We start from the raw sequence: 12,681 nt of genomic DNA, 5'->3' as shown, positions 1-12,681 counted from the left end.
ACTATCTTTTTTGTAAAGATATAGTTACCAGATTATAACAAAGTAAACTCTCTAGTTGTTTAGTTATGACTAGAGAGTTTTTTATATTAACATTTTTTTTTAAAAACCATTGCGCTAATTTTGAAACCATTTACTCACAAATGTTTAAAAATTAGGTTAATTGTCGATTTTTTTTGTATATTTAACATTCTTTATGGATTTATTTAGAAAATAGATTCTAAGTTTGTATATCTTTATTTGTAAATAATTGAATAATAGCAAATTAAATTACTGTTATGGCAATAAAAAATACCGCACTCTCATTTTTTCTGATGTTTACCATTTTTGCATTTTCTCAGGCTACTGTAGAAAATTCAGAAGTTGTAAGTAATCCAAAACCAATTTCGTACTTAGATTCTATAAAAAATTCTTTCGTATCCTATGATAGAACAGTAAAATTGGATAGTTTATGGATGAATCAAATTGGAAATTCACTTGAAATTTATAATGATTTAGCATCCGAAATCAATACCGTAAATACGGATAAGGATATCGATAATGAATTACCAACCGATTTACTAAAAGAGCGACTGGCAGCAATGGATGCGCAATCTCCATTTGATATAGAATACAACCAAGGATTAGAAAATTTGATAAAATCCTTCCTTAAGAATAGAAAAAAAGCTTTTGCCAACCAAATGGCAGTTGCCCAATATTATTTCCCAATATTTGAAGAGGCACTAGCAAGACAAAATATTCCTTTAGAAATTAAATACCTAGCCGTTGTAGAATCGGCATTAAATCCAAAAGCAGTTTCTAGAGTTGGAGCTACTGGTTTATGGCAATTTATGTATCATACTGGGAAACAATACAATTTACATATAGATTCTTATATTGATGAACGTTCAGATCCTTTAAAAGCATCGGCGGCAGCGGCACAATATATGACCAATATGTTTACTATTTTCAACGATTGGAACTTGGTATTGGCTTCCTACAATTCTGGACCAGGGAATGTAACCAAAGCGATTCGTCGTTCTGGTGGACAGCAAAATTTTTGGAATATCAAAAGGCATTTACCATTAGAAACGCAAGGTTATGTACCCGCTTTTTTGGCTACGATGTACATTTATAAATACCACAATGAGCATGGTATAACCCCAAAAGAAGCATTGGTAAGACATTTTGAAACGGATACCGTTATGGTAAAAAAAGAGATGTCTTTTGATCAAATTTCTAATTTATTAGATGTTCCAGTAGAGCAATTGCAAGCTTTAAACCCATCCTATAAACGAAATGTTATTCCAAATTATGATGGTAAGAACCATTTCTTAACCCTCCCGTTGTGCAAAGTAGCCGTTTTTACATCTAATGAAGATAAAATTTACGCTTATGTACAACATGAGTTAGATGCAAAAGAAAAAACAAATCAGTACAAAAAACCATCCCTAATAAAAGATAATACTGCTTTGGCTTCTAATAGTAAAGTAAAATACTATAGAATAAAAAGAGGTGACAATCTAAGTGAAATTGCTAAAAACTATGATGTTGCCATTTCGGATTTGAAAAAGTGGAATCGAATTAAGGGTAATGCGCTGGTTGCTGGCAAATCATTAAAAATAATTATCGAAAAAGAAACCACTCCTACCGAGGCAATTGCTTCAAAAACCGCTGTTGTAAAAGAGAATGTAGTGGTTACGACTGAATCCAAAACAGGTAAAAATGATACTTTAGTTACCAATAGCACTAATTATTACGTGGTTCAAAAAGGAGATAATCTAAACACAATTGCCAAAAAACACAATACTACAGTTGCTGAAATCAAAGAATGGAATCACTTAACTTCATCTAGTATAAAATTAGGAGCATCACTACAAGTAAGTAATAGTGTTGTTGAAAACAATGAAGTTGCAGCTGTCGTTACTCCTGTTTCTGAATTAAAAAACATCGAATATAGAGTACAAAAAGGAGATAATTTAGGTAGTATTTCTAAGAAATTTGGATCTTCAGTTGTTGAATTGAAAGAGTGGAATAATTTACACTCAAACAATTTGATTGTTGGAAATGTTTTAGTTGTAGCCAAGAATGAAGTGGCAATAAATACTAATAATGTTACAGTAAGTTCTTTTAAAAAGAAAGATGCATCAAAAGGTACTGAAAGTAATTATTTAGTACAAAAAGGGGATTCGCTATTTAGTATTTCTAAGAAATATCCAGGTGTAACCGTTTCTGATTTAAAAAAATGGAATAATATCACGGGAGACGATTTAAAACCAGGAATGGATTTAAAAATAAAAGGATAAGTTTCGTGAAATTTTCTCATTAATGCTTCAAAAAAACAGCTTTGTTATTGCCCTTTTAGTGCTTACGGCTTCGTGTGCCGTTCAGCATAATGACTTTTCAGAAAAAAATTGGTATGCTTTTACCAAAGCCAACAAAGAACGAATAGTAAAACCTTCCCAAGTTTATGAGTTTTCCGAAGGAATGATTCGGATGTATGGGGATAATATTGGTTATTTGATGACCAATAAGAGTTATAAAAATTTTGAATTATCACTGGAGTTTAGATGGAATATCGATGAAAAATGGAATCCCAGTAAAGCCAAAAAAAATAGTGGTTTGATGTATAATATACCAACTGATTCTCCTGATAATATTTGGCCAAAAGGAATTCAATTTCAAATGAAGGAGCATACTACGGGTGATTTCATTTTTTTGGATAACATTACGGCAGTTGTCAACGGAAAATTAGTTGCAGCTGGAGCAAGTGTCACTTCTGCTAAATTTTTGGCTAACGAAAATCCTTATGGGGAATGGAATACCGTTGTTGTACGTTCATTTAACGGAAAAATTACTCAATATCTCAATGGTAAGTTGGTGAACCAATGTACCGAAGCTTCTTCTACAGAAGGGAAAATTTCGTTAAATTACGAAGGATCTCCTATCGATTTTAGAAATATCAAACTAAAATCCATTTCCAAAGACAAAAACTAAAAGTATATCAAAAGGCTTTTTTATTTTTGATTATTAATTATCCAATCAATGAATAAAATTTTCTTTTTCTGTTGCCTATCGTTTTTATTTATTTCTTGTTTTAAGAAAGACGAAAATAATTCCAAAAACTCTATTGGAGCTATTAATACCATTTCACTAGTGATGGACGATCAGTTATGGAATGGAAGTATCGGTGATAGTATTCGAAATAAATTTGCCCGACCAGTTGAAGGGTTGTCCAAAGAAGAGCCTTTATTCGATATTAATCAGTATCCCATAAGTGTTATGGAAGGTTTTGTCTCCAAAGCCAGAACAATTATTGTAGTCAAAAAAGGGGCAACTAACCATTTTGAAATTCAAAGAAATGTTTATGCTACACCGCAAACCCTAATACAGATTACTGGGAAATCACTTACCGATTTATTGAATACGATAGAAATGAAGAGTCCATTAATCATTAAAATCATTCAAGAAGGTGAAATTAAGGCACATCAACTCTTACTGAATGATTCATTAAATAATTCGAACGAAATTCCAAAACAATTTCAATTAGATTTAAAAGTTCCAAAACACTATTCTATAGACTTTAACGGTCACAACTTCATTTGGCTTAAACATGAGTTTCCGTATGGAAACACCAACCTTTTGTTGACCCAATATCCTTTAAAGCCCATACAATCTAATGATGAAGTGATGAATTTGGTCACGAAAGTGCACGATTCTATTAATGCTTTTTATATAAAAGATAAAATGCCTTCGTCCTGTTTGTATATTGATAAGTCATACCCATATTATGTTTCAAAAATAAAAATCGATAGTAAACCAGCCTATGAGATTAAGGGGATTTGGAGATTAAGTGATAGTTTTATGTTTGGTTCTTTTGTCACCTATTTGATACTGGATCCTAAAAACGACAGAATAGTATCTCTTGAAGGATTCAGTTATGTTCCATCTAGAGAGCGACGTGATTATATGCATGAATTAGAGTCGATCATCAAAGGGGTGAAATTGAATTGATTTTTTAGCTCGCTTCATAACTTTTATCTTTGTTGATTATTTTAAAAATGAACAATGTCTATAGAATGGAAAATTAAGTCTTTTGAGGCTTTAACGGTGAATGAGTTGTATGATATGCTTCAATTGCGAAGTGAGATCTTTGTGGTGGAGCAAAATTGTATCTATCTTGATATTGATGGAAAGGACAAACAAGCTTTGCATCTTTTGGGAATTTATGATTCTAAAATTGTTGCCCATGCTCGACTTTTTGAGCCTGGAATTTCGTTTGATACAGCTTCGATAGGAAGAGTAGTGGTCGATGCGGGTTATAGAGATCGAAAATGGGGGGATGAATTGATGGAGAAGGCGATTGCTGCAATTTTGGAATATTTTGGCGAAAGCCAAATTACCATTGGAGCGCAATTATACCTCAAGAAATTCTATGAAAAACATGGTTTTGTACAGACTAGCGAAATGTATCTAGAAGATGGTATTCCTCATATCGAAATGCTGAAAGATTAATTTTTGATTTGAAATCTATTGACAAACTATTTTGATGACACAGCCAAAGAAACAGTATAAATTTGTATTGATCTTTATATCAAATACATAATCATAAAATTGGGGTAATTGTATATTTTTAGCTAACGATTTATAAAGGGAAAATCATGAAAAAAGAATTGTCAATAGCAAATAGAGAAGGTTTGTTGAAGACCCTTAAAGGACGTTTTGAGAAAAACACCAACAGGCATCAAGACATCGATTGGAATACAGTACAGGCAAAATTAGAATCTAATCCTGATAAATTATGGTCCCTTAATGAAATGGAAGCTACAGGAGGGGAGCCAGATGTTGTTGGTTATGATGCAAGTAAAAACGAATTTCTTTTTGTTGATTGTTCCGCCGAAAGTCCATCGGGGCGAAGAAGTTTTTGCTATGACCGAGAAGCTTTAGATAAAAGAAAAGAAAACAAACCCAAAAATAATGTTCTTGATGTAGCCACCGAAATGGGAGTTGCATTATTGTCTGAAGTCGAATATCGAGATTTGCAAAAATTAGGAAAGTTTGACAGCAAAACTTCAAGTTGGATAGTGACTCCAGCGGCTATTAGAAAACTCGGTGGTGCACTCTTTTCAGATTTTAGATATGAAACTGTATTTGTATATCACAATGGAGCCGAATCGTATTATGCTGCCCGAGGATTTCGGGCTTCTCTAAGAGTATAATTTTTTTAGAACTTGCAGGTTACACAGTTTTGGCGATGCCTGCAGGTTCATAAATATTGGTGGGTGTGTGAACTAAATTTTCAAAATAGCATTGTACTCAGCAGTAGAGTTTAGGATAGAAACGGCTTTCTTAATCTCAGGATTGTTTTTGATATAATAATCATAAAGTCCTTCTTGATATTGATAACGTTTGATGATTTCGTCTAGTAATAAGCCTTTTATTTCTTTTTGGTTTCGATCTAATAATGCATTTTCCGATTTTTGTAAGGCAACCAAAAGTTGTTGATATTCTATTGTGATAGCTTCATCTAGTTTTTCTTTTTTGGCTACCGCCAAAGTGTTCTTCAATGCTACTTCGGTTTCTGTATCAAAAGTAAATTTTTGAGTTTTTAAAAATTGCTTAAAATCGGCATAATCAGCATCTGAAAGAACAGGGATTTTAGAGCCTAAATTCGGATTTTTATAATAATAGTGAGTTGCATAATCAAAAATACCGTCGTTTTTTAATAAAGCATTGGCAATTGGACTTGTTTTGGTTTCCTCCATTTCAATGTCTGGCAAAATACCCCCGCCATCATAAACAGTTCTTCCTTTTTTGGTTTTGAAAGCATTGTAATTTTTTGCTTCAGTTCTGGTTGCCGCACCGTTTTTGTCTTTATGAGCATAATCTAGTGCTTGAATACATCTTCCAGAAGGAGTATAATAGCGAGATATAGTAACTTTTAGTTGTGTCCCGTAGGTCAATTCTATGGGTCTTTGTACCAATCCTTTTCCAAAACTACGGCTTCCTAAAATCACTGCACGATCCAAATCTTGTAAAGCTCCAGAAACAATCTCCGATGCCGATGCACTTCGACCATTAACTAAAATTACCAATGGAATATTAGTATCTATTGGTTCTTGAGTAGTTTTATAGGCATTGTTGTATTTTTCAACCTTTGATTTTGTGGTTACAATAATTTCGTTTCGAGGCACAAAAAGATTACAGATGTTTACAGCTTCATTCAATAATCCACCTGGATTTCCTCTTACGTCTAGAACGATTCTTTCGGCACCTTGTTTTTTCAATTGTTCCAATGCTTCTCTGGTTTCAGATGAGGCTTTTCGGTTAAAATGGGCAAGAACGATGTAACCAGTTTTGTCGTCAATTTTGGCATAGTAAGGAACCGATTTGATTTCAACTTCATCCAATACAATTGTAGCTGTGTTGATTTTTCCTTGTCTAATGTATTTGATGTCAATCTTGGTGTTTTTAGAACCCTTCAAAAGTTGTGAGGCATCATCTTGAAAATTAGCAATGGGTGTATCGCCTATTTGTATAATTTCATCTCCAGGTTTAAATCCAGCTTTGTCGGCAGGAAAATTTTTGTACACTTCCTTTAGAATTAACTTGTCTTTTTTACGCGTAATCATTGCGCCAATACCAGTATATTCACCTGTATTATTGATTTTAAATTTAAGTACCTCTTGTTCGTCAAAATAAACCGTGTAAGGATCAAGAGAATTCAACATTCCTTTGACACCGTTGTTCATCAGTTCGGCAGGATTGGTCTCATCTACATAGTTTTTGTTCAATTCCTTGAATAATGTCGTGAAAATTTCCAATTGTTTCGCGATTTCAAAATAGTCGTCTTTAAAACTGACACCAATGAATAAAAAGGCAGAAGCAACAATTGGTATAATGATTTTTTTTTGGAAAATTTTCGTTTTCATCTTCAGTTTGAATTGATTTTAGTTTACTAAAATAAGAATTTAATGTAAAAGATATTTACTATAAAGCAAAAGAGCCACAGATTCAAAAGATAAAATAATTAAAAATTTTGAAATAGGACTCCATTGTTATTGGACATTATTATGTTTTTCGTTTTCGTTTTTAATGTGACCAATGAATTTTTCAAATAATTGAATGGTCTTGGTATTGATTTCGTCAAACGTCAGACGATCTTTTGTTTGGTAAAAAAACATGAAGGTGTATGACTGTTCTAGATTGTCTATAAGCAAATGTTTATTGAGTCTATAGGTTTCTCTCAAAACTCTTTTAAAATAATTTCGATCAACAGCTTTCTTGAAGTATTTTTTGGAGACAGAAACGCCTATTTTTATTTTTTCATCCTCATCCAAAGTGCCAACTTTATAAACTAAACGCAAAGGATATTTGGCAACAGATTTACCTTCGGTGAAAAGTAATCCAATGGTAATTTTGCTTTTTAGTTTTTCGTTTTTAGGATAAGTAAATTTCATTTTATAAACAGTCGTTGTAATTTGTACAAAGGTACAATTAATGTAATGCGGTACAATAATTCGTTTTTAATACTTTGTTTAGGATAACTTATAGTCTGTTTTATTGCTAAACTTTATAACAACGTAGAAAAAAATATGGTTTAAATTATTGTGTTGTAGTTAAATAGATATAAATTTGTTAATTGGAATAGTTATAAATAGTGCTAAAAATATATTTACTACTTTTGTCCCAAACTAAATAGCATGCAGAAGTTAATTTCGTACCCCTTATCTTTAATAGTTTTAGTACTAATATTGTTAACATTGTCGATTTTTCATCCAATTCAATGGATATGCTTGAACGTTTTTGGTTATCAAGCTCATAAAAAAAGTGTTGATTATTTGAACTTCATTTTATTGAAGATTGTTATTATACTTGGGACAACATTTCATTTTGAAAACAGAGAAAGTATCCCAAAAGGAGTACCCATCATTTTTGTTGCTAATCATCAGAGTTTATACGACATCATTATGTCAATCTGGTATTTAAGAAGATTTCATCCGAAATTTGTTAGTAAGAAAGAATTAGCCAAAGGAATTCCTAGTGTTTCTTATAATTTGAGACATGGAGGATCTGTAGTTATCGATAGAAAAGACCCAAAACAAGCAATTCCTGCAATCAAAAAAATTGCAGAATATATAGAAAAATACAACAGATCAGCTGTAATTTTCCCAGAAGGAACCCGCAGCCGCAATGGTAAGCCAAAAGAGTTTGCCCAAACAGGTTTGAAAATTTTATGTAAGAATGCTCCATCAGCCTATGTAGTGCCAATTAGTATCAATAATTCATGGAAATTGGTAAAATATGGAACTTTTCCTTATGGTTTAGGAAATCATATTACCTTTGTAGTGCACGAAGCATTTGCTGTTAAGGATTTTGAGTTTAGTGAAATTATGCAAAAGACAGAGTCAGCTGTCGTAAACGGAATTAAAATTTAATTAAATTATATATAATGTCAATAAAAAACATTCGTCTAGAAGTAATGCAATTTCTAGAAAATAAAGTAGAAGGATTTATGGAGCAGTATCTTATTCCTGTTGAAAAGATATGGCAACCTTCTGACTTTTTACCTAATTCGGAAAGTGATAATTTCCTTGAAGAAGTAAAAGAATTAAGAGAAATCTCTAAAGATTTGCCTTATGACTTTTGGGTAGCTATGGTTGGGGATATGATTACCGAAGAAGCTTTGCCAACATATGAAAATTGGTTGATGGAACTGGAAGGAGTTGATAACGAAGGAAGAAATGGTTGGTCTAAATGGGTTCGTGAATGGACTGGTGAAGAAAATCGTCACGGAGATTTATTGAATAAATATTTGTACCTGTCAGGGCGTGTTAATATGCGTGAAGTCGAAATGACAACTCAACATTTAATCAATGATGGCTTTGATATTGGAACAGGACGCGATCCTTATAAAAACTTTGTTTATACTAGTTTTCAGGAATTAGCAACTTATATTTCACATAATAGAGTATCACAATTGGCTAAAAGCTATGGGGATAAAAAATTATCTAAAATGTGTAAAATGGTTGCTGGAGACGAAATGCGTCACCACCATGCTTACAGCCATTTTGTAACCGAAATCTTCAAATTAGATCCTAGTGAAATGATGTTGGCTTTTCAATACATGATGAAGCAAAAAATCGTGATGCCAGCTCATTTCTTGAGAGAATCAGGGCAAAAAATCAGTTCGGCTTTTGAGCTTTTCTCTGATTCAGCACAACGAATTGGTGTTTATACAGCCAACGATTATGTTGATATCATGCAAAAATTAATTGATAAATGGGAAATTGATAAGATTACGAATTTAACAGCCGAAGCTGAAAAAGCAAGGGACTATTTGATGAAATTACCGGCCAGAATGGCTAGGATTTCTGAGCGTTTGGTAATTCCTGCAGAATCATATCAGTTCAAATGGGTAGAGCCAGCGAGATTGTAATTTAAGATAGCAGATTTTAAAAGGCAGATTTTAGATTATTTCTATTGCCATTTGAAATTGATTTTTGAAATAAAATTAATACTGCTGATTTTTGAGGTTTAGGCTTTAAAAATCAGCTTTTTTTATAAACGAAATTACATATGAATAATCCAGATTTAATAAATAAAACGATTCTTTTTGTAAAAGATAAATTGGCTAATGCAGAAGGAGGACACGATTGGTTTCATATTCAACGTGTATATAAGAATGCTATTTTAATTGCAAATGGTGAAAATTGTGATGAAACCGTGGTCAAATTAGGTGCTTTGCTACACGATATTGCCGATAGCAAGTTTTATGAAGGAGATGAAACGATTGGGCCTAAAATCGCTCGTGAATTTTTAGAAAATGAAGCTGTTCCTGAAAACATAATTACGCAGGTTGTTCAAATCATTACTAATATCTCTTTTAAAGGCGGAAATCACGAAAAGGTATTCTCGTCTGTCGAATTGGATATCGTGCAAGATGCGGATCGTTTAGATGCTATTGGAGCCATTGGAATCGCCAGAGCGTTCAATTATGGAGGATTCAAAAATAGAGCGATGTACAATCCTGAAATTGCTCCCAAATTGAACATGACAAAGGAAGAGTACAAAAATAACCAAGCTCCAACTATAAATCATTTCTACGAAAAGTTATTGTTGTTAAAGGATAAAATGAATACTAAAACTGGTAAACAAATCGCTCAAAATAGACATGAATACATGCAAGGGTTTCTTGCTCAGTTTTATGCCGAATGGGAAGGCGAGAAGTAGTATTCAGATTAAGGAGTTGAAATATTTTGTGATGCTATTTTAGTTCATTTCAATTATTTAGACGTACTAAAACTAAGAAGCCAGAATAGCGTGTACCTTGCTATTCTGGCTCTTTGTTTTAGGATGCTTTTGAAAAAGCTAAACTGTTATAGTGAGAACTCTTCGGTGTCGTGTTCAGGAGTTGCAGTAGTGTCTTTGACAACTGCAGCTCTTGGAGTATAGCAGTCCACTTTGATAGAAAGGTTTTTAGGTCTTTCAAAGGATTCTTTCGAAATATTTAAATTTTTATCATCATAGCATTTATTCATGTAATAGCCCCAAATAGGTAAAGCCATAGCAGCTCCTTGTCCGTAAGTAAGGCTTTTGAAATGCGCAGAACGATCTTCGCATCCTACCCAGACTCCAGTTACAAGATTAGGAACCATTCCCATAAACCAACCGTCTGATTGATTTTGTGAAGTTCCTGTTTTACCAGCAATCGGATTCTTAAACATGTATGGGTATCCTGTCCAGCGTTTGTCACCATTTCCTCCAGATTGTGTTCTTAATCTTGCTCCCGAACCACTTTCGGTAACACCTTCTAATAGTTTGATGATGGCAAAAGCAATATCTTTATTTAAAACGTCATGAGATTCTGGAATTGGTTCATAGATGACCTCGCCACTTTTGTTTTCTATTTTACTTAAGAATTGTGGTTTGGTATAAACTCCTTGATTAGCAAACGTACTGAAAGCCGCTACCATATCTTCTACAGTAATTTCTACAGCTCCAAGGGCAATAGAAGGTTGTGTGATAATTTCTGATTTTACTCCAAGTTTATGGGTAAGTTCGATTACAGCTTCTGGGCTAACTTTGTCTATCAATTTTGCCGAAACCGTATTGATTGAATAGGCCAATGCTTGTTTTAAAGTAACCATTCCGCGATAATTATTGTCAGAGTTTCTAGGTTCCCAGTCTTCTGTTACGTGATGGCGACCTTTACGAATCATAAACGGACCGTCTAATATAGAATCGCAAGGCGACATATTCAATTGTTCGATTGCAGTAGCATAAACAAATGGTTTAAAAGTAGAACCTACTTGTCTAGCACCTTGTCCTACGTGGTCGTATTGAAAATATTTATAATTAATTCCACCAACCCAAACTTTGATGTTACCTGTATGAGGTTCCATAGACATTACACCCGCTTGTAAAAAGTGTTTGTAATAGCGAATAGAGTCCATCGGTGTCATAATTGTGTCTCTTTCCCCTTTCCAGGTAAAAACGGTCATTTTGGTTTTTACATCAAACGATTTAATGATTTCCTCGTCACTCTTATCTTGGTCTTTCATCACTGCCCAACGATGCGAAGTTTTCATCGCTTGATTGATGATACGTTGTGTTTCTGCTTCAGAAATATTTACAAAAGGAGCATTTTTGTTGTCTTTCGATTGAATAAAGAACTCTTCTTGCATATTGGCCATATGGGCGGCAACCGCTTCCTCAGCATAAGCTTGCATTCTAGAGTCGATAGTTGTGTAAATTTTTAGCCCATCTTTGTAAATATCGTAGCTACTACCATCTGGTTTTTTATTGTCTTCTACCCATTTTTTCATGTACTCACGAAGGTATTCTCTGAAGTAAGTTGCAGTTCCTTCTCTGTGGCTTTCTAATTTAAAACGTAAGGTAATTGGTAAGCTTTGTAGTTGTTTTTTTTGACTTTCAGTAATCAAATGTGCTTTTTCCATCTGGAGAAGTACTACATTTCTTCTGTTTTTTACACCAACTGGATTTCGAACAGGATTATAAAGTCCAGAGTTTTTAAACATTCCAACTAAAATGGCCGACTCGTCTATTGTTAAATCTTTTGGTGCTTTAGAAAAATAGGTTTGCGCTGCCGAACTAACTCCAACAGAATAATTACCAAAATCATAAACATTGCAATACATAGCAATGATTTCGTTTTTGGTATATTGTCTTTCCAATCGGATAGCGATAATCCACTCTTTGATTTTTTGAACGATACGGAAAGGTAAAAATTTAGAACCTTCGCCGTGAAATAATTGTTTGGCTAATTGTTGTGTTAAGGTACTTGCTCCTCCGCTTGTTCCTAAACTGGCTATGGCTCTTAGAGTTCCTCTGCCATCTATACCAGAATGTTCGTAAAAACGAGCATCTTCGGTGGCTATTAAGGCTTGAACAAGATTTTGAGGTAAATCTGAATATTTTAATTGTGAACGGTTTTGTTTGAAATATTTCCCAAGAACAACTCCGTCAGAGGAAATAACTTCGGTAGCTAAATTAGAGTCTGGATTTTCTAGATCTTCAAAAGAGGGCATTGATCCAAAAAGACCCCACGATGCAAATAAGAAGAATAAAGCAATTGTACCTAATCCGTAAAAGAAAATTTTCCAAAACTTTTTGGAATAATATTTTACATCTTTATTGACGTTTTTTGCTTGAGAATTATTTTTTTTAATAGCCATAATCTAG

Annotated in this window: 11 protein-coding genes; 8 read left to right on the top strand and 3 right to left on the bottom strand. The window is 33.4% G+C overall.

What is annotated here, in order from left to right:
• Nucleotides 1-275: 275 nt before the first annotated feature.
• The 5 genes from ABEB18_RS05830 (at nucleotide 276) to ABEB18_RS05810 (ending at nucleotide 5,195) form a co-directional block, all read left to right on the top strand.
• Nucleotides 276-2,282: a LysM peptidoglycan-binding domain-containing protein gene (locus tag ABEB18_RS05830; protein WP_348798224.1), complete on the top strand. Its 2,007-nt coding sequence runs from the start codon at nucleotides 276-278 to the stop codon at nucleotides 2,280-2,282.
• A 22-nt stretch (nucleotides 2,283-2,304) separates the two neighbouring features.
• Entirely contained in the window at nucleotides 2,305-2,973 is a 669-nt protein-coding gene (locus ABEB18_RS05825) for a 3-keto-disaccharide hydrolase (protein ID WP_348798223.1), read from the top strand.
• 48 nt (nucleotides 2,974-3,021) lie between these two features.
• Complete coding sequence (locus ABEB18_RS05820; RefSeq protein ID WP_348798222.1) at nucleotides 3,022-3,990, top strand: DUF4837 family protein; 969 nt, start codon at nucleotides 3,022-3,024, stop codon at nucleotides 3,988-3,990.
• A 54-nt stretch (nucleotides 3,991-4,044) separates the two neighbouring features.
• Nucleotides 4,045-4,491 (top strand): GNAT family N-acetyltransferase, encoded by a 447-nt coding sequence (locus ABEB18_RS05815; RefSeq protein WP_348798221.1) that lies wholly within the window; start codon nucleotides 4,045-4,047, stop codon nucleotides 4,489-4,491.
• 146 nt (nucleotides 4,492-4,637) lie between these two features.
• The gene (locus ABEB18_RS05810) at nucleotides 4,638-5,195 is read left to right on the top strand and encodes a DUF4256 domain-containing protein (RefSeq protein WP_348798220.1); all 558 of its coding nucleotides are present in this window, start codon (nucleotides 4,638-4,640) and stop codon (nucleotides 5,193-5,195) included.
• Nucleotides 5,196-5,267: 72 nt separating this feature from the next.
• Here the strand turns inward: ABEB18_RS05810 and ABEB18_RS05805 are convergent, their stop codons facing one another.
• Entirely contained in the window at nucleotides 5,268-6,908 is a 1,641-nt protein-coding gene (locus tag ABEB18_RS05805) for a S41 family peptidase (protein WP_348798219.1), read from the bottom strand.
• A gap of 126 nt (nucleotides 6,909-7,034) precedes the next feature.
• Complete coding sequence (rnpA, locus tag ABEB18_RS05800; protein ID WP_348798218.1) at nucleotides 7,035-7,436, bottom strand: ribonuclease P protein component; 402 nt, start codon at nucleotides 7,434-7,436, stop codon at nucleotides 7,035-7,037.
• Between the two features lie 243 nt (nucleotides 7,437-7,679).
• Here rnpA and ABEB18_RS05795 point away from each other — a divergent pair, with 243 nt between their 5' ends.
• The 3 genes from ABEB18_RS05795 to ABEB18_RS05785 all read left to right on the top strand — a co-directional run bounded on the left by ABEB18_RS05795 (nucleotide 7,680) and on the right by ABEB18_RS05785 (nucleotide 10,209).
• On the top strand, nucleotides 7,680-8,414 hold the full coding sequence (locus tag ABEB18_RS05795; RefSeq protein ID WP_348798217.1) for a lysophospholipid acyltransferase family protein: 735 nt from the start codon (nucleotides 7,680-7,682) through the stop codon (nucleotides 8,412-8,414).
• Between the two features lie 14 nt (nucleotides 8,415-8,428).
• Nucleotides 8,429-9,415, top strand: coding sequence for an acyl-ACP desaturase (locus ABEB18_RS05790; protein WP_348798216.1), 987 nt, complete (start codon nucleotides 8,429-8,431; stop codon nucleotides 9,413-9,415).
• Between the two features lie 140 nt (nucleotides 9,416-9,555).
• Nucleotides 9,556-10,209, top strand: coding sequence for an HD domain-containing protein (locus ABEB18_RS05785; protein WP_348798215.1), 654 nt, complete (start codon nucleotides 9,556-9,558; stop codon nucleotides 10,207-10,209).
• Between the two features lie 146 nt (nucleotides 10,210-10,355).
• Here the strand turns inward: ABEB18_RS05785 and ABEB18_RS05780 are convergent, their stop codons facing one another.
• Nucleotides 10,356-12,674, bottom strand: a complete 2,319-nt coding sequence (locus ABEB18_RS05780) for a penicillin-binding protein 1A (protein ID WP_348798213.1) — start codon at nucleotides 12,672-12,674, stop codon at nucleotides 10,356-10,358.
• Between the last annotated feature and the right edge of the window lie 7 nt (nucleotides 12,675-12,681).

The sequence above is a fragment of the Flavobacterium adhaerens genome (assembly GCF_040045115.1).
GTDB classification, from domain to species: domain Bacteria; phylum Bacteroidota; class Bacteroidia; order Flavobacteriales; family Flavobacteriaceae; genus Flavobacterium; species Flavobacterium adhaerens.
Note: the sequence above shows the minus strand (reverse complement) of the source record. Positions and strands in the feature narration are given on the sequence as shown.

Excerpts from the sequence above, each read along its gene's own strand:
- ABEB18_RS05830 (WP_348798224.1), top strand. The coding sequence starts at position 276 with ATGGCAATAAAAAATACCGCACTCTCATTTTTTCTGATGTTTACCATT.
- ABEB18_RS05820 (WP_348798222.1), top strand. The coding sequence starts at position 3,022 with ATGAATAAAATTTTCTTTTTCTGTTGCCTATCGTTTTTATTTATTTCT.
- ABEB18_RS05780 (WP_348798213.1), bottom strand. The coding sequence starts at position 12,674 with ATGGCTATTAAAAAAAATAATTCTCAAGCAAAAAACGTCAATAAAGAT.
- ABEB18_RS05805 (WP_348798219.1), bottom strand. The coding sequence starts at position 6,908 with ATGAAAACGAAAATTTTCCAAAAAAAAATCATTATACCAATTGTTGCT.
- ABEB18_RS05795 (WP_348798217.1), top strand. The coding sequence starts at position 7,680 with ATGCAGAAGTTAATTTCGTACCCCTTATCTTTAATAGTTTTAGTACTA.
- ABEB18_RS05825 (WP_348798223.1), top strand. The coding sequence starts at position 2,305 with ATGCTTCAAAAAAACAGCTTTGTTATTGCCCTTTTAGTGCTTACGGCT.
- ABEB18_RS05785 (WP_348798215.1), top strand. The coding sequence starts at position 9,556 with ATGAATAATCCAGATTTAATAAATAAAACGATTCTTTTTGTAAAAGAT.
- ABEB18_RS05790 (WP_348798216.1), top strand. The coding sequence starts at position 8,429 with ATGTCAATAAAAAACATTCGTCTAGAAGTAATGCAATTTCTAGAAAAT.
- ABEB18_RS05815 (WP_348798221.1), top strand. The coding sequence starts at position 4,045 with ATGTCTATAGAATGGAAAATTAAGTCTTTTGAGGCTTTAACGGTGAAT.
- ABEB18_RS05810 (WP_348798220.1), top strand. The coding sequence starts at position 4,638 with ATGAAAAAAGAATTGTCAATAGCAAATAGAGAAGGTTTGTTGAAGACC.
- rnpA (WP_348798218.1), bottom strand. The coding sequence starts at position 7,436 with ATGAAATTTACTTATCCTAAAAACGAAAAACTAAAAAGCAAAATTACC.